Here is a 24,787-nt window from a genome sequence, read left to right as displayed (position 1 = left end):
GCAAAGATGGCCAATAATCCCTTAATTAAAATGTCCTATTTACTCTCAGCATTGTTCTATATTACTTATTTCCTGTACCATAGATTGAAAAAAGAAAAAGAATAGGAAAAAAAGAACATTACTGTGGAATAATATGTTACGTCAATGATATTCTATAATCCTATTTTTGCCGCAGTTTTTAATATAATATTAGGAATATGATAAAGGTAAATGGAAAATGGATACGGCTGATGATGTTCATCAGTGGTACAATGTGGTTGACATCGTGCAAACAAGCACCGGACGCTCAGGTAAAATCTTCGTATGCCACCATGAAGGTGACTACTACCGACAAGGAATTTTCAACTTCTTACTCTGCCACCATCCGCGGACGACAGGACATCGACATCTATCCGCAGGTATCGGGAACGATAGAACGGCTCTGTGTGACGGAAGGACAGAAAGTACGTCGCGGGCAATTGTTGTTCGTTATAGACCAAGTGCCCTATAGGGCGGCCCTCAAGACAGCGGCGGCCAATGTGGAGGCGGCACGCGCTTCGCTGGCCACCGCACAACTGGCTTATGACAGTAATAAGGAGTTGCATACACAAAAGGTGGTTTCACAATACACACTGCAAATGTCGGAGAACTCCTATCTTTCTGCCAAAGCACAACTCTCGCAGGCAGAGGCTCAGGAGGTAATTGCCCGCAACAACCTCTCTTACACCGAAGTGAAGAGTCCTTCCGACGGAGTGGTGGGAGCATTACCCTACCGGGTGGGCGCTTTGGTGAGTGCCGCCATACCGCAGCCGCTCACCACGGTAAGCGACAACAGCGACATGTACGTCTACTTCTCCATGACGGAGAATCAACTGCTGGCTCTCACTCGCGAACACGGCACGATGGATGAGGCGCTGAAAGCCATGCCCAAAGTTCAGCTTCAACTGAACGACGGCTCCATGTATGAGCAAAAGGGAAAGATAGAATCTATCAGCGGCGTGATAGACCGCAAGACGGGAACCGTGTCGGTGCGCGCCATATTTCCCAATGCCTCGCGTCTGTTGCATAGCGGTGCGTCGGGCAATGTAGTGATACCAAGTACATATAAACAATGTATCGTTATTCCGCAAGGTGCCACAGTGCAGCTTCAGGACAAGATCATAGTATATAAGGTAGTAGATGGCAAAGCTGCCTCCACCTTGATCAGTGTGGCATCGGTAAGCGACGGACGCGAGTATGTGGTGCTGGACGGATTGAAGCAGGATGATGAGATTATCTCCGATGGTGCCGGACTGGTGAGAGAAGGAACGCAAGTGAAGTAAGGAGGAAAAGATTTTATGAAAGGAAATATATTCATTAAGCGGCCGGTGATGGCTATTTCCATCTCGCTGCTGATATTGATAGTCGGGTTCATCTCGCTCCTCACCCTCCCGGTGGAGCAGTATCCTGACATAGCACCGCCTACGGTGCAGGTCAACGCCACCTATATAGGCGCCGATGCGGAAGCAGTGATGAACAGTGTCATCATGCCCCTGGAAGAGAGTATCAATGGTGTGGAGAACATGATGTATATCACTTCTACCGCCACCAACGCCGGTACGGCTACGATAAACGTTTACTTCAAACAAGGCACTGATCCCGACATGGCTGCGGTGAATGTGCAGAACCGTGTAGCGAAAGCACAAGGCTTGCTGCCTGCCGAAGTAACGAGAATCGGTGTCACCACGCAAAAACGGCAAACCAGCTTCTTGCAGGTCAACACGCTGGTCAGCACCGATGGAACCTACGACGCACGCTTTTTGGCCAATTACCTCGACATCAACATCATCCCTGCCGTGAAACGTGTGGAAGGCGTGGGCGACGTGATGGCACTGGGCGATACGTACAGTATGCGCATTTGGCTGAACCCCGAACGCATGGCACAATACGGACTGGTACCTTCGGACGTGACCGCCGTGCTGGGCGAGCAGAACATCGAAGCACCTACCGGTTCGCTGGGTGCCAACTCGAACAACGTGTTCCAGTTTACAATGAAATACAGCGGACGGTTGAAGAGTACGGAAGAGTTTCAGAATATCGTGATTCGTTCGTTGGAAGACGGCTCCGTACTGCGCCTGAAGGACGTGGCCGATGTGGAACTGGGTGCGCTTTCTTACAGTTTCCAAGCCGAAACCGACGGGCATCCGGGTGTCACTTTCATAGCCTTCCAAGTGGCGGGTGCCAATGCCACGGAGGTGAATGCCAACATCGCCGAACTGCTGAAAGATATGAGCAAGGATTTGCCCAAAGGCACGGAGTTTATCACTCTGATGAGTTCCAACAACTTCCTCTTCGCTTCTATCCACAATGTGGTAGAGACGCTGGTCATTGCCATCATTCTGGTGATTCTTGTGGTTTATTTCTTCCTTCAGGATTTAAAGAGTACGCTCATTCCTTCTATCTCCATCATCGTGTCATTGGTAGGAACGTTTGCCTGTATGACAGCAGCGGGATTCAGCATCAACATTCTGACGCTGTTTGCCCTCGTGCTTGCCATCGGTACGGTAGTGGACGATGCCATTGTGGTGGTGGAGGCGGTGCAGGCTAAGTTCGATGCCGGCTATACCTCGCCCTATAAAGCCACGAAAGACGCCATGGGCGATGTGACGATGGCTGTTATCTCTTGTACTTGTGTGTTCATGGCCGTGTTCATCCCTGTGACGTTCATGGGTGGAACATCCGGTATCTTCTATACACAGTTCGGTGTGACGATGGCTACCGCCGTAGGCATCTCCATGGTTTCCGCCTTGACGCTATGTCCGGCACTGTGTGCCATCATGATGCGCCCCTCGGACGGGAAAAAGAGCCCCAAAAGCATCAACGGACGGGTACGGGCCGCTTATAATGCTTCGTACAACGCCCTCTTAGGCAAATATAAGAAAGGAGTGATGTTCGCCATCCACCATCGCTGGATGACATGGACTTCACTGGGCATTGCCACCGTACTGCTCGTATGGCTTATGGCTACTACGAAGACAGGGCTTGTGCCGCAGGAAGACCAAGGATTCATCATGATTAACGTCAGCACGGCTCCGGGCAATACGCTCGAAGAGACTTCCAAGGTATTGAATAAGGCAGAAGCCTTGTTAAAGGATGTGCCCGAAGTGCAACACTACTCCAAAGTGGCCGGCTATGGATTGTTGTCCGGACAAGGCACTTCTTACGGTATGATTATGGTACGCCTTAAAGATTGGAGCGAGCGCAAAGGCAAGGAGCATTCGTCCGATGCCGTAATGGCACGCCTCAACGCACGGTTCCAAAGCATCAAGGAGGCACAGATATTCAGTTTCCAAATGGGTATGATACCGGGCTACGGTATGGGTAACTCGGTGGAACTGAACATGCAGGACAAGACGGGTGGAGAGAAATCTGTGTTTTATCAGAATGTGATGCAATTTCTCGGCGCATTGAACCAGCGTCCGGAAGTAGCGGTGGCCTATACCTCGTATGCCATGAATTTCCCGCAACTGTCGGTAGAGGTGGATGCCGCCAAATGCAAGCGTGCAGGTATATCGCCCGCCACGGTGCTCGATGTGCTGAACAGCTACTGCGGTGGCGGATATATATCGAACTACAACAAGTATGGCAAGGTTTATCGGGTGATGATGCAAGCTTCTCCGGAGTTCCGGCTCGACGAGCATGCACTGAACAATATGTTCGTGCGCAATGGGACGGAGATGGCTCCCGTAAGCCAGTTCGTCACGCTGAAGAAGGTGCTCGGCCCGGAAACGGCAGACCGATTCAACCTTTACAGTTCTATTTCGGTGAACGTCAATCCGGCTGCCGGATACTCTACCGGTGAGGTGCAAAAGGCCATCGAAGAAGTCGCCGCCCAAGCATTGCCCTCCGGATATGGTTACGAATACGGCGGCATGGCTCGCGAAGAAGCCGGCAGCGGCGGCATGCAAACAGTGCTGATTTACGGTATCTGCGTGGTGCTTATCTTCTTGATTCTGTCATGTCTTTATGAAAGTTTCCTCATACCGTTTGCCGTCATCTTCTCCGTACCCTTCGGACTGATGGGTTCATTCCTCTTTGCGAAGTTCTTCGGCTTAGAGAACAACATCTATTTGCAGACGGGTGTCATCATGCTCATCGGTTTGCTGGCCAAGACGGCCATCCTGATTACGGAGTATGCCGTGGAACGTCGCCGCAAGGGCATGGGCATTGTAGAGAGCGCTTATGCTGCCGCACAAGCTCGTTTACGCCCCATCCTGATGACGGTGCTCACGATGATATTCGGCATGCTTCCGTTGATGTTCTCCTCCGGCGCGGGTGCCAATGGCAACTCATCTCTCGGGACGGGTGTCGTGGGCGGCATGATGATAGGTACGTTGGCATTGCTTTTCGTGGTGCCCGTGTTCTACATTATCTTCGAGTTCCTGCAAGAGAAAGTACGCACGCCGAAACACGAGGATGCCGATGTGCAGGTGTTGCTGGAGAAACAACGGAGTGAGAAAGAGAAGGAAAACAAATAAGAAGAGGAGATATGGCAAATGTACGAAGAGTGTTATTCATTTCTGACGGAACAAGCAGTAGCATTTGTCATTGCGTTCCTCGTGGTGTACATCTTAGATAAGATAGATACCGGAAAGAACTTTTTCCATTCAAAACATAAATAAAAAAACGAAAGCATGAAGAAGAAAAATACATTTCTGTTAGTCGCCCTCGGTTCATTGTTGAGCAGTTGTGGCGTCTACACCAAATATAAGCCGGCCACCTCCGTACCCGACAATCTGTATGGCGAATATTCCGCAACGGAAGACGACTCTGCCAGTTTAAGAAACATGGAGTGGCGCGAACTTTTCACCGACCCACAGTTGCAGGCTCTCATCGAACAGGCTTTGGAGAACAACACCGACTATCAAACGGCACAGCTCCGTGTGGAAGAGGCCGAAGCTACTCTGCTGTCTGCAAAGCTCGCCTTTCTGCCCTCCTTTGCTTTGGCACGGCAAGGAACAGTGAGCAGCTTCGACGGAGGCAAGGCCACACAAACCTATTCCCTGCCGGTTACTGCCGGTTGGGAACTGGATGTGTTCGGCCGTATGCGCAATGCCAAAAAACAGTCTAAGGCGCTCTATGCACAAAGTCTGGACTATCGTCAGGCAGTACGTACGCGCCTCATATCCGGGGTTGCCAATACGTACTACACCTTGCTGATGCTGGACGAACAGCTTGTTATCTCCCAACAAATGGAAGAAGCATGGAAAGAAACTTTAGCTTCTACCCGTGCCCTGATGAAGGCGGGCATGAGAAACGAAGCGGCAGTTTCGCAAATAGAAGGCACTTACTATCAGGTACAGACTTCCGTCCTCGACTTGAAAAAGCAGATAAGCCAAGTAGAGAACAGCCTTGCCTTATTGCTGGCAGAAACACCTCGCCACTACGAGCGCGGTGTGCTGGCAGGGCAGCAATTCCCGACAGGCTTTTCCGTTGGTGTTCCCGTGCGGATGCTTTCCGCCCGGCCCGATGTCCGTTCGGCCGAACGGACACTGGAAGCGGCATTCTACGGAACCAACGCGGCCCGCTCTGCATTCTACCCCTCCATCACCTTGAGCGGAAGTGCAGGCTGGACCAATGCGGCGGGTTCGATGATTGTGAATCCCGGTAAGTTCCTTGCCTCGGCAGTGGGCTCGTTGACGCAACCCCTCTTTGCACGTGGGCAGGTCATCGCGCAGTATCGCATTGCCCGTGCCCGACAGGAAGAAGCAGCCCTTGCCTTCCGGCAGACATTGTTGAAAGCCGGCAGCGAGGTGAACGACGCTTTGACTGCATGGCAGACAAGCATAGCCAAAAGCGAATTGCTGGACAAGCAGGTGACTGCTCTGCAAACAGCCGCAAAAAGTACTTCCCTGTTGATGGAGCATGGCAACACCACTTATCTGGAGGTGCTCACCGCCCGGCAGACATTACTCAATGCGCAACTGTCGCAAACAGCCAACCGCTTTGCCGAGATACAAAGTCTGATAAACCTTTATCAGGCATTGGGAGGCGGCGAGGAATAGATGCCCCCGTAAGAAAGGCTCATTCCTCCGACCCCGCCCATCAACGGCATTGAAAATATTCACCCCGAAAGCCTTTAAAAAGGCCTTCGGGAACCAATCAAAAAAAACAAGGCAGATTGGGTTCTATACCGATCCTACATGAGTCGCAGACTGATGTAGGATCAGTCGTATACAGAGAGGACATCGGTGAAGTGCACCCCAAAAGTCGGACGGGTTAAATATTGCCTGAATTCGGCATAAGAAGCAAGTAGATAACCTCACCCGGCGGCTTGTGTCTTAAAGTCAAATCTCATTGCTTATCAGACGTTTACCACTGCCCCGTCAGGCACTTGCGTCTGACGGCTCAAACACCTGTGCCTGTCACGTCAGAGACTTGTGTCTATCGGCTTGGACACTTGCCTCTGTCAAGACAAAGGCTTGCAGCTGTCAAAACAGGGGGGAGGGCGGTGGGCGTACTCAGGTAAATATTATCCGTTTATTGAAAGAGTTTACGGTTTCATTCTCAAAATGTCTATCCGCACCGTACGGACATCTGTTCGCACGGTGCGAACAGAGTTTCATCCGAGGAGCAAACAACTTTATTTCATACCGCTTACAAGTTTGTTCCACGATTTTCAAGAGTTTTCTGTATAGAGAGAAGCCGCCTTGCATTCGGAGACGGAGAAACGTTTAATTGTTTTAGTGATAAACAGTTATTTATAACTCCGCTGTTCATTCCCCGGAAAACAGATTACTGAATTCTTATCATACGACGATTTCTTTTAAAACTTGATGCGAGAGTTTATTGAGGTTTATTCATATACTCTTTGGGCGACATGCCGTACTTCTCCTTGAAGGAGTTGGAGAAATGCGACAGATTGCTATATCCCACGGCATAGGCCACTTCGGATATGGTCATCTTCTTGTCTTGCGCCAACAACGAGGCAGCTTGCTGCAAACGGATGTTCTTGATGAAGTCGCGCGTGGACAGGTTGGTCAGTTCCTTCAGCTTGCGATGCACATGCACCCTGCTCAGCCCCACCTCCGAAGCAAGCATCTCCACATTCAGTTCAGGGTCGTCCAGATGTTTGTTCACCACCTTCATGATGCGTTCCATCAATACTTCGTCATTCGATTTCATTGAGAGTTTGTCCACCTTATCTTCCTGCTGCTGTGCACCGCTGAACTTATTGCGCAGCAGCCGCCGGTTCGTAAGCAGGTTGGCGATGGTGCTTTTCAGAAGTTCCGTATTGAAAGGTTTCACGATGTAGGCATCGGCACCGGTCTCCATGCCTTCCAAAGTATCTTCCATCCTCGATTTGGCAGTCAGCAATATCACAGGGATATGGTTGATGTTCGTATTTTGCTTCAGTTTGTGGCACAACATCAGACCGTCCATTTCCGGCATCATGATATCGCAGATCACCAAGTCTGGCATTTCCTTAAGGATGCTGTCGTATGCTTCCTTACCATTGCAACGAGTCCATACCCTGTATTCATCGGATAGTTCTTTTTGCAAATAGGTTCTGATTTCTTCTTCATCCTCGACCACCAGAACCTTCTGCCGACTCTTGGGCCTGGCAAGCTGCTTTTCATCTCCTTCATCCGCATACTCTCCGTCGGAAGCCGCCATTTGCAGAGGAAGGGCAAACGAAACGCCTTCTTCCATCTCGTCGGCCCTCAAGTGTTCGGCACCCAATGGAATGCGGATAACGAAACGGCTGCCCGGGGCGTCTGTCCTGCTTTCGGCATGAATCTCGCCATGATGCAGCTGCACCAGTAAGCGGGACAAGTGCAGGCCGATGCCCGTTCCGAAATTGGATTTCGTCACATCATTGTCTATCTGATAGAAACGCTCGAAGATTCGTTCTATCTTATCCTTATCAATACCGATGCCGCTATCCGTAATCACAATCTCGAAATAGTCTCGCAAGGCGTCGTTGCGAGAAGCATCTTGGCCGGTGGAGAGACTGACGCGTATTTCGCCGCCTTCGGGCGTGTACTTGAAGGCATTGGAAAGCACGTTCATCAGCACTTTATCGAAATTGTTCAAGTCCACCCACGCCTTCAACCCAGGCATATCATGCTGAAAAACAAAATCAATGTTCTTCTTATGCGCCATGTAATCAAACGGCTGCATCACATCGCCGATAAATCCCACCATATCCGTTTCGCGGAATTTCATGAACATCTGTCCCTTGTCCAGCTTTCGTATATCCATCAGTTGGTTAATCAGGCGGAGGATGCGCTGGGCATTGCGGTAAATCATCAGATACGTCTTATGCAGTTCCCCTTTGCTCTCTTCGGCCAACAGTTTCTCCAACGGATTGATGATAAGTGTCATCGGGGTGCGTATTTCATGAGAGATGTTGATGAAGAACTGCAACTTCGCTTCATTCAGCTGTTCGGCATGCTCGCGTTTCATGATTTCACGACGATGCTTCACGCGCGACATCACATTGCTCACGATTCCCCATACAAGCAATATCGCCAGTCCGAAATAAAGGCAGTATGCCCACCACGTCTGATACCAGGGGGCGGCAATCAGAATCTTCACGGTGCGTATCTCCGAGAAATTGCCATGATTAAGAGCACGCACCCGGAAAGTATATTTGCCCGGAAACAGATTGTTGTATGTCACACGGTTCATTCCCGGCTCCGTCACAGACCATTGGGTGCTCAATTCATCTATCCGGTATTGATAGACTATCTGTTCGGGATTATTATACTGCAAAGTGGAAAACGCTATGCTGAACGTATTATCCTGATGCGAGAGCTGAAAGATATTGGCATCCTGCACAGAGGAATACACCACAGGCTCACCCCCCGAAAACGTATTCTTATGTACCGGCTGATTATATATATAGAAATCCGTAATAAAAATGCCCAACTCCTTGGAACCTGCATTAATCTTCTTCGGATTGAAATGGGTGATGCCGTTCACACCGCCGAAATAAATTCTGCCATTGGCATCCTTGTAATATGCCCCATGCGTAAATTCATTCCCTTGCAGACCGTCGCCCGAATAATAGTTCACAAAAGTCTTCTTCTTCACATCATACCTGCTGACACCCTTATAGGTACTTACCCAGATATTTCCCGCCTCATCTTCACAAATACCACAAATCACATTGTTCGGCAATCCGTCGGCCGTGGTGTATTGTTTCAGTTCCGAAGTTTTCTTATTGAAGCAATAAAGACCGTTCGTTGTGCCTACCCAGATATTACCGTCGCCATCTTCTGCAAAGGCATAACCGATACAACCGGTTATCAAAGTGTTCGTCTGCCGGTAGTTGACGAAATTCTTGGTCTTCGGGTTGAAGCAGCTCACCCCTTTGTAATGTCCCAGCCACAACAGCCCCTCACTGTCACAAAAGATGTAGTTTATCCAGTCGTTCGCCAGTTCGTTACGCTTCAGGTCGCCTTTTTCATCTTTCGATGACACATAGTGCTCCATCTTTCCGGATAGCAGATTGTAGCGGTAAAAACCGGAGCCGAATACAGCGAAATAGAGATTCTTCTCTTTATCCTCGGTTATGGTATAGACCACAGAACCGTCTATCTGAGAGAAAGGTTCGCTTCTGCCCGTAGTCTTGTTCAGCTTCTCTACCCCTTGCCCATAAGAGCCTATCCATAAATTATGGTCGCTATCCTCATACATACATATTATGGTGTTTGGCACCGAATACGCCCCGCCATCGGGAGCAAAGTGACGCAACCGCCTGCCATCCACTCCCAACTCATAAAGTCCTTCATTATCCGCACCTGCCCACAGATGTCCATCACCGTCAGCAAACACAGACATCACACAGCCTTGTCCGATAGGATTATAATAAATAGACTTGCTTCCATAGTACTCGAATGGATTTTCTTGTCTCCTGACCAAGACAATACCCTTCTGAAACAACCCGATCCACAGATTTCCGTCTCTGTCTTGCATGATGGAATGCACCTTCCCCTTGGAGAAGTCCACAGGAGCGGAATTGATCTTATAATCTTCCAGCCGGTTCTTCCGGGGGTTATAGACTTTCACCCCTTGTCCGTCAGTTCCCACCCAAATTTGCCCGTTCACCATTGCCATGCAATACACAGAGACACTTTTGTCATCGCCCTCGTAGTGCACCGGCACCATTTGTCCTTTCACTTCATCATAGCGCGACACACCCTGCTTTTGTGTGCCGACAAAGATATTTCCCGACCGGTCTTCCAAGATAGACGTCACATTATTGTCGCCGAACGTGGGATACTTAAAGTATTGCAGCGTCTTCGTGCCGGAAACGTAGCGGGCCAGACCATTCCCATCCGTCCCTATCCAGATGTCCGAACGAGAATCGATACAGAATTTGGATTGATAGGTGCAATTCACTTGCTGAAACATGCTGTCGACAGACACCGCTTTGGTGAGCCGATCGTCCAACCGGAATAATCCTTGTCCACTGGTACTCAGCCAGATTTCTCCTTGGTTCACTTCCTGAAAGTGCGTGACGTGCGGAGTAACCTTCTTGCCTGCACGTATCATGGGGATTGTGCAAAAAGTGTCAGTCTCCCTGTCATATCTCATCAGACCGTTGATACAACCTATCAGCAGATTATGACGGCTATCCTCAAATATAGTACGCACGTAGTCACTCGTCAGCGAAGCAGCATCGTCGAGCACATGTCTATAAGTAAAGAAGTTGAGTCCGTCGAAACGGTTCAGTCCATATTCGGTAGCTACCCAAATGAAACCTTTGCTGTCTTGAAAGAGCTGATTTATCAGACTGCTGGACAATCCGTTTTCCGTAGAATAAAATTTTCCGGTCTGCGCCTTTGAGAAGTGACAAGGCATGGACATCGCAATCATTGCAAGCCACACATATATATACCGGAGCAGTGTCTTCATAGTCGCATTCGATATTTATTAAACTAAGCAAAGATAAAAAAACTTCTTCATTCTTTTCGAGAAGAACCTGCCCTAAAGAGGTTCTAAAGCCAAAATGTACGCTATACGAAAGTTTATGTAACGTAGACAAAAACGGATGTTACCTGAATAAAGTTTTGTGCAACATATTTGTGGTTTCCTTTATTTACAGGACATTATCTTTGCATCCGGAAGAAATTATTTCTTAAATCAATGCAATGAATTCATGCAGACTATACGAATGAGTTATTCTGCGATGAGCAACATTCAATATTCATTTAAATTTAAAAGCATAGCCTGCGGCAAACGGAATCAAAATCAATCCAGAATCAAAAAAAAATTAAGAGATGATGTTTAGTGGTTATAATAAAGTTAGGTTAGGAATGGCAGTGCTGCTTTATTTTTGTAGCGCCGTGATGGCGGAAGCAAAAGTGAAGCTGCCTGCCTTAATTTCAGACGGAATGGTGTTGCAACGCGAACAGCCCGTCAAGATATGGGGAAAAGCCGATGCCGGAGAGAGCGTCCGAGTAAACTTCGGCAAAACCGCACTTCCGCTCTCCATGAAAGGAAAGAAACTGAAAGACACCTACACCGCCACAACAAACACCGACGGACAATGGAGCATCGAACTCCCCCCCCTGAAAGCCGGAGGCCCCTACACCTTGCATATCAATGACACGGAAATAAAAGACATCCTGATAGGAGACGTATGGTTGTGCTCCGGACAATCGAATATGGAATTGCCTGTCAGAAGGGTTACGGACATGTTTGCTGACGAGATAGCAAGCTACGACAATGAAAAGATACGCCACCTCATTGTACCGAAAGTGTACGATTTCCATGCTCCGCAAGACGAGATGCCGCATGCCGCTTGGAAGAAGCTGAACCAAGAGAATGTGATGGAGTTCTCCGCATTGGCCTATTTCTTTGCCAAAGCCTTGTACGAAAAGACGGGCACTCCCATAGGACTTATCAATGCCAGTTGGGGCGGGACACCTGTGGAAGCTTGGGTCAGCGAAGAGGGCTTGAAAGAATTTCCTTTATACATCAATGATAAACGGCGTTATGAGGACGACAGCTACTGCGCGCACATCAAACAGCTGGAAAGTGAAAACTTCCGTCGCTGGAACGAGGCATTGTATCGCGGAGACGCCGGACTGCACGAAGCCACACCGTGGTATGCCAAAGACTACGACGACAGCGCATGGCGAGAAGTCGACATGTTCGCTTCCGATTGGGGAAACAACGGTTTGAATCCGATTGGCGGTTCGCACTGGTTCCGCCAGGAGGTCAGCTTCCCCGACATCATGCCAAACAGCGAAGCCACCCTGCGATTGGGCTGCATGGTAGATGCCGACTCGGTATATGTGAACGGAGTTTTTGTGGGCAATACCACCTATCAATATCCGCCGCGTATCTACAAAGTGCCGGCAGGCGTGCTCAAAGCCGGAAAAAACAACATCACGGTTCGCCTCATCAGCAATGGCGGACAACCAAGCTTTGTCAAAGAAAAACCCTATAAGATTATTTACCGGACCGCAAACGGCCAACCTGCCAAAGAGCTTAACCTCCAAACAACCTGGAAGTACCACCTCGGCGCTCCCATGACTAACGCTCCGGATATGATGTTCTTCTGTTACAAGCCCGTATGCTTGTACAACGCCATGATTGCACCGCTCAAGAACTACGGCATACGGGGCGTGGTGTGGTATCAGGGAGAATCCAATGTGTCACGACGCAACGAATATCAATCCCTGCTGACTGCCATGATAGCCGACTGGCGAAGCGCTTTCCAATCGGAGAAGCTACCTTTTTATATCGTGGAACTGGCAGACTTCCTTGCCAAAGAAAACATGAACGGACGCAAAGCATGGGCGGAAATGCGGCAGGTACAGGCCGAGACAGCCCGAACCAACTCGAATGCCTACTTGATAAAGAACAGTGACCTCGGAGAGTGGAACGACATCCATCCGTTAGACAAAAAGACACTGGGACAACGTGTGGCGGATGCCGTATCGCAATCGGCCGTGCCCAAATCACCAAGTAAAAGCAGAAATAAAAACAAGAACAATTAACCCCCAACAGATTAAGATACCATGAATAACATGAACCAAAAAGTATTGATGGCCGAGAAAATAGGTTACAGTCTCGGCGATTGCTCCGCGAACTTAGTGTTCCAGATGATGATGATTTATCAAACCAAGTTCTACACGGACGTATTCGGTCTGGAAGGTGCAGTTGCCGGCAGCGTCATGCTGATAGCCCGCATAGTAGATGCTTTTGTAGACCCTACCGTGGGACTTCTGTCCGATAGGACCCAAACCCGTTGGGGTAAATATCGCCCGTGGGTGTTATGGACAGCCTTGCCCTTCATGGTATTCTATGTACTGGCTTTCTACAATCCCGGCATTGAAGACAAAGGATTGGTCGCCGTGTACGCCACCATCTCATACACCCTGCTGATGACGCTTTATTCGTTCAACAACACACCTTACGCCTCATTGGGCGGTGTGATGACCAGCGACATCAAAGAGCGCAACAGCATCACCAGCATTCGTTTTGTGGCCGCCACCATCGCGCAGTTTGTGGTACAAGGACTTACGTTGCCTCTCGTCAGCAAGTTTGCCGGTCCGGAAGGCGACAAGGGTCATGGTTGGCTGTGCACCATTTCGCTGTTTGCCATCATAGGCTTCGTATTTTTTATCATCACCTTCTTCTCCGCACGCGAACGCATCACACCACCCTCCGGACAGAAGACAGATACCGTGAAAGATATCAAGGATGTATTCCGCAGCATTCCCTGGCGTGCCATGTTCATCCTCACTCTGTTCCTCTTCACCACGTTGGCCATGTGGGGAAGTGCCATGAACTACTATTTTGAGAATTATGTGGATGCCGATGCCCTGTACTCTTTCCTCGACAAACTGGGATTGGTCACCACACAGGCCGGCACAGGTCTTGGATATAGCCTGCTCAACGCATTCGGTCTGATAGTGAGCAGTCCGGACAAGGCATACGAAGTAGGCTTCGGTGTATTCAACATGCTGGGCGCATTGGTTCAGTTCTTCGGCGTGATCCTGCTCTCTGAATTCCTTGCCAACCGCTACGGAAAGAAGCGTGTATTCATCATCTGTCTGGCTTTGACGGCCGCCTTCACCGCCATGTTCTACTTCCCCAACGAAACGGATATAGAAACGATGTTCTTCCTGAACTTCCTGAAGAGCCTTGCCTACGCCCCGACAGTGCCATTGCTATGGGCCATGATTGCCGATGTGGCAGACCACTCGGAATACGTGAACTACCGTCGTGCCACGGGATTTGTCTTTGCCGGAGTGGTATTTGCCCTGAAAGCGGGCCTTGGCATCGGCGGGGCTATTCTGGGATTCCTGCTCTCCGGTTTCGGATATGTCAGCGGAGCCGGAACGGCACAGACAGAGTCGGCCATTCATGGCATCGTGCTTTCGTCAAGTCTGATACCGGCAGCCACATTTGCCGTCGGAGTCATTACCCTCTGCTTCTACCCCATCACCAAAACCTATAATGAGCGGATGCAGGCCGAACTGACGGAGCGAAGAATGAGAAACGATTATTAAAAAGAAAAGAACAGAGCACTGCAAACAATTCGTGCTTACCATAAAACAACGCTAAAAAATAACAATATGAAGAAAGAAATGAGATACTTAGTACCCGGAGACTACATGGCAGACCCGGCAGTGCATGTCTTCAACGGCAGAGTGTACATCTACCCCAGCCACGATTGGGAGAGCGGCATCCCCGAAAACGACAACGGCGACCACTTCAATATGAAGGACTACCACGTCTTTTCTACCGACGACGTGATGCACGGCGAAATCAAAGACCACGGAGTGGTGCTTGCCACTGAAGACATCCCTTGGGCAGGGCGTCAGCTATGGGACAGCGACGTGGCCTTTAAGAACGGTAAATACTACATGTACTTCCCGTTGAAAGACAAGAACGATATTTTCCGTATCGGTGTGGCCATCAGCGACTCGCCCGAAGGGCCTTTCATCCCGCAGCCCGATCCGATAAAAGGAAGTTACAGCATAGACCCCGCCATTCTGGACGACGGCGACGGTTGCTACTACATGTACTTTGGCGGATTGTGGGGCGGGCAACTGCAACGCTACCGCGACAACAAAGCACTGGAAAGTGCCGTACTGCCAACGGGCGATGAGCCTGCCCTGCCGGGACGGGTGGTGAAGCTGAGCGACGACATGTTGCAATTTGCCGAAGAGCCGAGACCCGTGGTGATTCTGGATGAGAACGGTACACCGCTGACAGCCGGCGACAACGAACGCCGCTTCTTCGAGGCCAGCTGGGTGCACAAATACAACGGCAAGTATTATTTCTCCTACTCCACCGGCGACACGCACCGCCTGTGCTATGCCATAGGCGACAATCCTTACGGGCCTTTCACCTACCAAGGAGTCATCCTCACCCCCGTGGTGGGCTGGACCACACACCACGCCATTGCCGAATACAAAGGGAAGTGGTACCTCTTCCACCACGACTGCGTGCCGTCCAACGGCCGGACATGGCTCCGCAGCCTGAAGGTATGCGAACTGGAATATGATTCGGAAGGAAAAATCATAACCATCGACGGAGGAGGAGAATAAACCACAAGTTATATATATCGTATGAAACATCGATTCTATCTGCTGATTTGTATCGCTCTGTTCTTCATTAACCAAATGGCTGCCGAGAATGGCAGCCGTTTGTGGTTACGGCAGAGCGGAAGAGCCGGTGCATCGGTCGAAGTATTGTCCCGGCATGCATCCGCCACACTGAACATAGCCGCCGAGGAGTTGCGGCAATCGTGGAGAGGGAACCCTGTCATCCTCGCCATCGAGAAAGACAAGGCACTGGCCGCCGATGGCTTCAAAATCGTGTGCAGCGAAGGCAATATACGGGTCATCTCGCCTACCGGAACCGGCCTGCTCTATGCCGCCTATCACCTGCTGCGCCTGCAAGAAAGCGGGCAAGCCATCGCCTCCACCACAGAGAACCCCGCCTACACGCTCCGCATCCTCAACCATTGGGACAACACAGACCGCACCGTAGAACGGGGATATGCCGGAGAATCGCTTTGGGATTGGGAAAAGCTTCCCCACACGCTTTCCGAGAGCTATAAGGACTACGCCCGTGCCAACGCCTCCATAGGCATCAACGGCACGGTGCTGAACAACGTAAACGCCTCGCCCGAAATTCTCTCTGCCGAATACCTGAGCAAGGTAAAGACGTTGGCCGATGTTTTTCGTCCTTACGGCATACGTGTTTATCTCTCGGTCAACTTCGCCAGCCCGATGGTTCTCGACAGCCTGCCTACTGCCGATCCGCTGGACAAGCGTGTGATTCGTTGGTGGAAAAAGAAAGCCGGCGAAATCTACGGCCTCATCCCCGACTTCGGAGGTTTTCTGGTGAAAGCCAACAGCGAAGGACAGCCCGGCCCATGCGACTTCGGACGCACGCATGCCGATGGCGCCAACATGCTGGCCGATGCGCTGAAGCCTCATAAAGGCATCGTCATGTGGCGCGCTTTCGTCTACAGCCCCTCGGATGCCGACCGTGCCAAGCAAGCCTATCTTGAATTCAAGCCTTTAGACGGACAGTTTCGCCCGAACGTCATCGTACAGGTAAAGAACGGCCCGGTGGACTTTCAGCCTCGCGAACCTTACAGCCCTCTGTTCGGCACCATGCGGCATACTCCGCTGATGGTAGAGTTCCAAATCACCCAAGAGTATCTGGGGCATTCCAACCACCTCGTCTATCTGGCACCCATGTGGAAAGAGTTCTTCGGCCTTGTGCCGCCCTCTACGCTGAAAGCCGTTGCCGGCGTTTCCAACATCGGCAGCGATGCCAACTGGTGCGGCCATCCCTTTGCGCAAGCCAACTGGTACGCCTTCGGGCGTCTTGCATGGAACCCGTCGCTCTCGTCCGAGGCCATAGCCGACGAGTGGCTGCGACAGACTTTCAGCAAGGAAAAAGAGTTCGTGGAACCCATCGGCCGGCTTATGCTCCGCAGCCATGAAGCGGCAGTGGACTATATGATGCCGCTGGGTCTGCACCACATTTTCGCTTGGGGACATCATTACGGCCCTGAACCGTGGTGCGACGTGCCCGGCGCACGCCCCGACTGGATGCCCTCTTATTATCACAGAGCCGACGGCAACGGCATTGGTTTCGACCGTAGCCGCACAGGCAGTGACGCCACCGCCCAATATCCCGACTCGCTTTGCCGACTGTACGACGACCCTGCCACCTGTCCCGAACCCTATCTGCTTTGGTTCCATCACCTCCCGTGGAACCACCGCATGAAGAGCGGTCGCACCCTGTGGGACGAGCTTTGCCACCGCTACGACAGCGGCGTGCAGCAAGTCAGGGAGTTCCAGAAGACGTGGGACAGAGTTGAGAGTTTGATAGATGCCGAACGTTTTCGGGACGTGCAGTCGCGACTGAAAACGCAGCTCCGCGATGCCGTTTGGTGGAAAGACGCCTGCCTGCTCTATTTTCAGGAATTCTCAAAGCTTCCCATTCCCTACGGCATAGAACGCCCCATACACGAGTTGGACGAGCTGAAGAAGGTTGCACTGCCCATCAGCAACTTCGAGTGCCCCGACAGCGAACTGCTGAATCGCAACCGATAAGGGCACAAGCACAGTCCGGCACAAGTCTGCCGTTTTTCACATTTTCTCCATCGGGCGGCTGTTCTCCCACAGCTGCCCGATGGAGAATTTATTTTTACATCAAACCGAAAGAACATTCTCAGCCTTTTCTTCCACACCGAGAAAGACCTCGTTCCTCGGTGAGGAAGAGGGTGTTCCTCGGTGAGGAACGCATCGTTTCTCGGTGAGGAACAAGCACCCATGCAGGAAGGTGTTCTGAGAGAGATAAAAAGGTAAAAAGGAATGATTAGAATAATCTTAACAAAGAAGGATTTATCCATACAGCAATCACACAGTCCCACAAACTTATATTGCTGCCCATGGTGCACCGGTTTGCACGAGCATTCCGGTATACTTTCACTGGCTTGGAGTCAATACTAAATGCCTCTTCTACCGTGACGAAAAATCCCACTACCTCCAAGTCGGAGAAAGTCGGAACAACATCGCAGTAAGGGATATTTCCCTTTCCGTTTACTTGATTTTCTGTATTCCATCTGCAGATTTCGATGATTCTTCAGAAACCTTGATACGTAGGTTGAGAAAATCAAACAATCTGCCCGCCGTTAAGGATTGAAATGTCAACGGCGGGCAAAAAAGATTTGATGGAATAATCCTTTTTTAATTCCATCCCGGGTTTTGTACCAATAGATTACTAATGCTTGTCTGATTGAAAGGAATAGGGTAAAGATACATGTTGGTACTAAACTTTCTCGGCAATATATTATAAGGAATAAGAGTGTAGAATGAGCCGTCTTGCTCGTTTCCATTCATATTCATGCCATGAAATTCACCTCCTTGTCTACCTTCATTTTTGTCGGCAATCATCCAGCGGCGCACATCGAAATAACGATACCCCTCAGCAAACAATTCTACCTGTCTTTCATCTCGGATAGCCTGACGCATAGCCTCCTGATTGCCGATAATACCGATTTTCTTCCCTTCCTCTTGCAATTTCTGATAGCCGGGAATGCCTGCCCGTTCGCGCACAAGATCAAGGTATTCCGCTATTTTCGGATGCTTGGGGTCTATTTCGTTCAACACTTCGGCATATAGTAGATAAAAATCGGCCAATCTGAAAATAATGGAGGGTCTATACACGAATCTTCTACCATTGGGTAAAGTGGGATGTACATTGCGGTTACAAAATTTATAGCACAGATATCCGGTAGAAGGATAGTTGCCGGCCTGATTATGGCAACCAGCTATCCCACCATATCCGGGAAGCGGATTGGAAGACGATTCAATGTCTTTAGAGAAATATACCCGTGTGGCTTTGGAACTTTCGGGGGTATTTCCTTGCAGTTTGGTGTTCGATACCACATCGTGCCAGCTCTTTCCCTGATAAGTTATTGCAGCATAAAAACGCGGTTCACGATGCGCGTACATATTAGAAATATCTTTATCGGTCAGTACGATAGTTTTGCCTTTTTTCTTAAAAGTGGTAGCTGGATTTTTCACCTCGGTTTTACCATCTGTTCTATAACCGGAGTCTTTATCGCTTATTTTCAGACCATTGTCCATAAAAAAGGCATCTACCATCTCTTGTGTCACTCCCATGTATCCCCCATTACTGTTACCACCGGTAACTTGTATATCCCTAGGTGTTTGCGCTATCTCCACATCTTTCCATGATTGGTTAGGATTGGCCCAAATAATCTCTTTGTTGTAGTGTTGAAAGAGTTCGTACACATTCAAATGCGGATCATTGTTCTCACTTTTGTATAATGTGTAATTCCCTTGTTCTGCATAATGCAGTAACTCCTCAAGAGCTTCCTTAGCCTTCTCCCATTTTTTTGCATCATATGCAGGGAATAATTTTTTGCCGTCTTTATTGGTAAGAGTCAATGCCTCAGTGTATTTCCCATTTAATAATGGAGAGGCGGCTAAAACCCGTACTTTGGCTTTCAGTGCCAACGCCACACCCTTGGTCGGGATAGCCAACCGATTCTCTTCGAATCCACTGGGATAGGCATCTGAAAGGCGAGTATCATCTAACCCCTCCATAGACAATTTGATATCTTCTTCGATGGCATCAACCACCTCATCAACTGTATTTCGGGCATAATCAGCATCAGGGTCTGACGGGTCAGCTTCCGTTTTCATTATTGGAATAGGGCCGTATTGTTCTAAAAGTAGATAATGTGAATAGGCACGAAAAAAGTAAGCCTCGGCTTTGAGTTGCTTCATTTCGGTTTCGCTGATAAAATCAGCTTCTCCCAACCGACCCACTACCCGTGCGGAGTCTATGTAAATAGTGGCTTGCCGGATTACTTGATACAATGCTTTCCAACGGTGGAAGTTACCGGATGCCGAGGTATATCCCGAAACGGGAGTCGTTTTTAGATTACCGTTCAGGTTGGTGCACATTTCATCAGATAATGCCACCCAAGGATTTTGCATACCATTGGGACTGGCAGAGGTATAGGCTGAATAGTCAGGCATGGCTTTATAAATATTACGCTGAAAGCGGCGTATCTGTCCGGGATTATCGGTCAATACAAAGGCTTTGGTGTCCGACGATGAGAAATCGTCTTGTATATCCAAGTAGCTGCATGATAGCAGGTTACAAATAAGTAGAATGGATAATATAAATGATAAATGAATATGCTTTTTCATCTTGTTTTTCTATTATTTATTAAACGTGAGCTTCTAAAAAGTGATGTCCACCCCGAGATTGAATGAACGTTGTATGGGATATCCCATTCCAGAAGAAGAATTACCCATTTCGGGATCCCAATATTTGATATGATCCCAAGTGCAGATATTTTGACACAAAAGATATATACGCAATGCCCTCATTCCAATACGCTCAAGAAAACTTCGGTTGAAACGATATCCCACTTCCAGATTCTTAAATCTTAGGAAACTACCATCTCTTAGCCACCAAGTGCTTCTTCGATTGTCGTTTTCACTCATATTGCCCAACATCAGGCGAGGTAATACGACTTGCTGGCTCGGATTGTCGCTTTGCCATCGGCTGAGCGCAAATTGTTTTACAGAGGTTGTGAGTGGCTCCTGCCCTAAGAACGGCAACATCTCAGATGGTTGCAGATACACACTTCTGTTTGCCATACCTTGGAAAAAGGTGCTTAAGTACACTCCGCCATAGCTGGCCGAAAATCCGAAACCATAAACAATTTCAGGTTTCTCAGGAAATGTGCCTTTGGGGGTTCTGACCCAGTCGAATTCGTCGATTATACCATCATTATTCATATCAACATACTTGATGTTACCGGGATATACAGCTCCATATTTGGATACGGGAATTCCATCCTTAAGGGTGTAGGTCTTTACGCCGGTAACAGGATTTTCGGTGATGTCAAAATCATTGTCGATATATAATCGTTCGGCAACCCATGCATCTATCTGACCAATTTTACTTCCTGTAGTCATCTGGTAGGCATATTTCCTTGGCACTTCATCCATCTCTATTATCTTGTTGCGTGCGAAAGTAAAAGTACCCATAGCCCCGATTTGCCATTTCTGCCATGTTTTCGAGAAGTTAAGACTGCTTTCAAATCCATAGTTTCTCACTTTTCCAAAATTCTGGAATGGATTATTTATTAACCCTGAAACCTGACTTACGGTATTGCGTTGCAGTAAAATGTCGTGTCTAAGATTATTAAAGTATTCAAGTGTCAAGCTGAATGCATCGTCTAAAAGTCCAATATCCAGACCAATATTTCGCTTCTCCTCTATTTCCCAACGAATCTGTGGATTGTAGGCCTGTTTCTCGTAAATCAGACGTTCGGACTGATTGAGACCACCAGCAGAAGACATACCCAGAAAAACTCTCTCATTAGACCACGTGAGGCTCTCTTTGTAAGGGAAACGACTGGATGCCACTTGATCATTACCCGTTAGACCATACGATAGTCTGAGTTTCAGGTTGCTGACTCCTTGTTTTCTGAGCCAAGGTCCGATCTTTCTTTCGTTAGTAAGTTGATAACCTAGCCCCATGGCGGGAAAGAAACCATACCGGTGATTAGGAGCAAAATTCTCGCTACCCGTAAAGCCGAAGCTCAGGTTAATATAGTACTTGTTGTCAAAAGCGTAGCCGGCACGTCCCACAAAACTTTGTTTCTTGTACGGATAAGGGTTACCTTGTATCTGGCTTTCTTTTTGCATATAAAGCAATAGAGCGTTCACGGCGTGGCGTTTGGCGAAAGTTCGATTATAGTTCAAAGAGGCCTCCAAATAAATGCGCTTGTTTCCTCCGTTAAAGCTACCGTCTTTAGCTTCTGTGGCTGTACTCTGTCCATTTACCACTTTTTTCAGCAGCAGATTACCATCATCGTCTCGACCGGATTGATAGAATTCGTTGGGCTTACGGGCACGGCTTATTCGGGCAATGAAGTCGGCATCAAAACTTACATTCCCCTTTATATAAAGTCCCGGCGTAATGAAATTAAGACGCTGTTCTATACCTACATTGGTTTGCAGTCCTACCCGATATTCGCGTGTATAGCCTTTGAAGTTCAGCAGTGTGTAAGGATTTTCAAAACCTCCCGTTGCGCTATATCTGGACGGATAACCATTGGAGTATAACATCGGAATAAGGTGAGGAGCACTACGCATCATGGCATTGAAAATGTCTTTTGTCGAGGTTCCGGGATAGTTGGTGGTAAGGTACTGTCCGCTCAAATCCACACGCAACTTAGTCCATTTGGCTATATCGAAGTCTATATTAGTACGCAGATTGTATCGCTGCAATCCGATATTCACGTTGTATTGGTCTTTTTTCTCAAACTCGGTTACGTCACTCGTAGGCTTCGATTTGAATAACCCTTCTTCGTTGAAGAAAGAAGCTGCTACGAAAAAACGTACTTTTTCGCCCCCTCCTCTGAAGTTCAGTGCCAACCGCTGATTCAGTGCCACAGGTTTCAACAAATCCATCCATCGTGTATTTGGGTAGATATCGGGATCGGCATTGGTGATGTAACGGTTGATTATCTCATCCGAGTAAGGAGGAGCATAATTACCTGCTATATTCCAAAATCTCTTATCGGGATTTCCGGCTGTGTTCCATGCCGCTTCGTTGTATAAAGTAAGCCAGTCTTTAGAGTCAACAAATTCCACTACACGAGTAGGCTGATTTACGAAACAATCGGCTCGAAGTTCGATATTTGTCTTTTGTATTTTTCCACGTTTAGAGGTTATCAGAATTACGCCATTAGCTCCTTCCGCACCATATACAGCAGTAGCCGAAGCATCTTTGAGAATAGTGAATGATTCTATTTCTTCAGGACTGATGTCCTGAATGTGGCGAGGTACACCGTCGACTAAAACTAAGGCTCCGGTACCTCCCGAAAATGAACTGATTCCACGAATCCATATTTCGGCATTGTCATACCCAGGCTCACCCGAACGTTGGATGGCCAATAGACCCGGAATACGTCCTGCTATATTGTTGGTCAGGTTTCGTGCTGGTAACTCTAATCTTTTTCCTTCAATGGCTGAGATAGAGCTTACCACTTGATCACGCTTTTGTTCTCCATAACCTATCACTACCACATTCTCAAGCATTTCACTATCTTCTTTCAAGATCACGTTAATCACGGAGTTACGATTTACCTCAACAGATTGCATCCGCATACCTACGTAAGAGAAATCCAAGATACTGTTTATCGGAACATTCTGTATAGTATAATGCCCATCGGCATTGGTTACAGTCCCATTTTGGGTACCTTGCACCAAGACGGTTACACCGATCAGTATTTCACCTTGTGCGTCGGTTACTGTTCCTTTTACGGTGATGAGGGTTTGTCCTAATAGGGAAGATGCTGTAAGCAGAAGAAAAACCCACAAACTCATTCTTTTAAAGCTACATTCTGTTGCATTTTTCATACTTCTTGTCTTTTGTGTTAAGATTAAAATGTTTGTAATATAGGTAAGAATCCTATTCGCTAATAGAATTGTATTATAGCTAAAATATGCAAGAAAATTTGCGAGTAGTTTAATATTGTTCGCACAAATAAAGAAAATATTTTTATATAAAGCAATATTTTAAATAAATATTTGGTTATATATGCTGAAAAACATATCTATTTTCTATATATATCCTATAAGTAATAAATATTACGGAATAAATAATAAAACCGAAAGGATTTTCCTACATTGTATAAAATATAAGGTTGTTCTGTCGTAAATAATCACCTTTAATAAATATCCTTCTATCAATCTAACAGTTTGATAAGTATCAGATACTTTATTTATTTTCTCTTCCAAATCTACTAAATACCTGAATTTGTGATAGGCTGTTCCTTTTGCTGAAGATGAGGGGTTGCGTCCTTTCGGACGGATATTTCCTGAATACACCGGTTTACGGCGGTCAGGCAAAAGAGAGCCTTTCAGGTCGGCCGCCCTCGCCCTGTTTGACAGTTGCAATCCTTTGTCGTGACAGAGGCAAGTGTCCAAGCCGACAGACATAAGTCTCCGACATGACAGACACAAGTGTTTGAGCCGTCAGACGCAAGTGTCCGACAAGGCAGGAGTAAACACCTGATAACCAATGCAGTTTGGCTTTAAAACACAAGTCTCCGTGCGAGGTTGTCGACCTGCTTCTTATCCCAAACTCAGGTACTAAATAGATATTATCTAACAGTTTCGATTAGCAGTCTCCTCCATAGAATAGGGAAAAACATCCTGCATCCGATAAGGTGAAATAAGAATAATGACCATATCCGAGAATGAAATTTCTATATCTGAATAAGTACCGAATTATCCACTTATATAAGATTTAGGCTGTGGAGGTTGTGCCAAAACTCTGCACAACCTCAAAGGTAAATATACACTTTGCCGATGAGGATGTGTGGCTCACACAGAGACAGTTGGCGGAGATTTACGATACTACCCAACAGAATACCTCATGGAAAAGAACAGTAACGGCTCAACCTTCTCGTATCGTAATTCCTCGACTTTGTTGAGTTCCAAGCTCTGGAGGAACGTCCGACGAAGATGACGGATGGATAGCCGCCTTCGACAATCAAATCATAGCTCTGCAACGCAAACTATTTGGAGGGGAAAGGCTGTGTATTCCACAAAGGAGCTATAGAGAAAACCGAATGAGAGTTCGCCATCTACCATCTCTACCGCTAAAGAAAAATGGCTCAACTTGAAAGCGACTTCGATAAAATGGTGAAACGACTTTCCAAGCGAGAGCAAAATCCGTTGAAGAAAGAATAAGTTTTTTCGATTTACTT

Annotated in this window: 10 protein-coding genes and 1 pseudogene; 8 read left to right on the top strand and 3 right to left on the bottom strand. The window is 48.1% G+C overall.

Going from position 1 to position 24,787, the window contains the following annotated elements; genetic code table 11:
- Window positions 1-197: 197 nt before the first annotated feature.
- The 3 genes from EV202_RS03720 (at window position 198) to EV202_RS03710 (ending at window position 6,023) form a co-directional block, all read left to right on the top strand.
- The gene (locus tag EV202_RS03720; protein ID WP_131925535.1) at window positions 198-1,301 is read left to right on the top strand and encodes an efflux RND transporter periplasmic adaptor subunit; all 1,104 of its coding nucleotides are present in this window, start codon (window positions 198-200) and stop codon (window positions 1,299-1,301) included.
- 15 nt (window positions 1,302-1,316) lie between these two features.
- On the top strand, window positions 1,317-4,496 hold the full coding sequence (locus tag EV202_RS03715; protein WP_131925533.1) for an efflux RND transporter permease subunit: 3,180 nt from the start codon (window positions 1,317-1,319) through the stop codon (window positions 4,494-4,496).
- Window positions 4,497-4,652: 156 nt separating this feature from the next.
- Window positions 4,653-6,023, top strand: coding sequence for a TolC family protein (locus EV202_RS03710; RefSeq protein ID WP_106069506.1), 1,371 nt, complete (start codon window positions 4,653-4,655; stop codon window positions 6,021-6,023).
- A gap of 781 nt (window positions 6,024-6,804) precedes the next feature.
- On the opposite strand, the gene EV202_RS03705 is transcribed toward EV202_RS03710, so the two are convergent.
- Window positions 6,805-10,884 (bottom strand): hybrid sensor histidine kinase/response regulator transcription factor, encoded by a 4,080-nt coding sequence (locus tag EV202_RS03705; protein ID WP_131925531.1) that lies wholly within the window; start codon window positions 10,882-10,884, stop codon window positions 6,805-6,807.
- A 365-nt stretch (window positions 10,885-11,249) separates the two neighbouring features.
- On the opposite strand from EV202_RS03705, the gene EV202_RS03700 reads away from it, so the two are divergent.
- The 4 genes from EV202_RS03700 (at window position 11,250) to EV202_RS03685 (ending at window position 17,567) form a co-directional block, all read left to right on the top strand.
- Window positions 11,250-12,977: a sialate O-acetylesterase gene (locus tag EV202_RS03700; RefSeq protein ID WP_131925529.1), complete on the top strand. Its 1,728-nt coding sequence runs from the start codon at window positions 11,250-11,252 to the stop codon at window positions 12,975-12,977.
- 21 nt (window positions 12,978-12,998) lie between these two features.
- Window positions 12,999-14,495 carry an MFS transporter gene (locus EV202_RS03695; protein ID WP_131925527.1) on the top strand — a complete coding sequence of 499 codons (1,497 nt, stop codon included), beginning with the start codon at window positions 12,999-13,001 and terminating at the stop codon, window positions 14,493-14,495.
- Window positions 14,496-14,561: 66 nt separating this feature from the next.
- Window positions 14,562-15,539, top strand: a complete 978-nt coding sequence (locus tag EV202_RS03690; RefSeq protein ID WP_106069510.1) for a glycoside hydrolase family 43 protein — start codon at window positions 14,562-14,564, stop codon at window positions 15,537-15,539.
- 75 nt (window positions 15,540-15,614) lie between these two features.
- A complete protein-coding gene (locus EV202_RS03685) occupies window positions 15,615-17,567 on the top strand; it encodes an alpha-glucuronidase (protein WP_394336171.1) in 1,953 nt (650 codons plus the stop codon).
- 636 nt (window positions 17,568-18,203) lie between these two features.
- Here EV202_RS03685 and EV202_RS03680 read toward each other — a convergent pair.
- Both EV202_RS03680 and EV202_RS03675 read right to left on the bottom strand, forming a co-directional pair.
- Window positions 18,204-20,201 carry a RagB/SusD family nutrient uptake outer membrane protein gene (locus tag EV202_RS03680; RefSeq protein WP_131925525.1) on the bottom strand — a complete coding sequence of 666 codons (1,998 nt, stop codon included), beginning with the start codon at window positions 20,199-20,201 and terminating at the stop codon, window positions 18,204-18,206.
- A gap of 33 nt (window positions 20,202-20,234) precedes the next feature.
- The gene (locus EV202_RS03675) at window positions 20,235-23,432 is read right to left on the bottom strand and encodes a SusC/RagA family TonB-linked outer membrane protein (RefSeq protein WP_131925523.1); all 3,198 of its coding nucleotides are present in this window, start codon (window positions 23,430-23,432) and stop codon (window positions 20,235-20,237) included.
- A 1,038-nt stretch (window positions 23,433-24,470) separates the two neighbouring features.
- Between EV202_RS03675 and rhuM the strand changes: the two are divergent.
- Window positions 24,471-24,770, top strand: a pseudogene (gene rhuM / locus EV202_RS15240) (RhuM family protein); the annotation flags it as partial.
- Window positions 24,771-24,787: the final 17 nt, after the last annotated feature.

Source organism: Prevotella heparinolytica, from assembly GCF_004342845.1.
GTDB classification, from domain to species: Bacteria; Bacteroidota; Bacteroidia; order Bacteroidales; family Bacteroidaceae; genus Bacteroides; species Bacteroides heparinolyticus.
The sequence above is the reverse complement of the archived record's forward strand: the minus strand, read 5'-3'. Positions and strand labels throughout refer to the sequence as shown.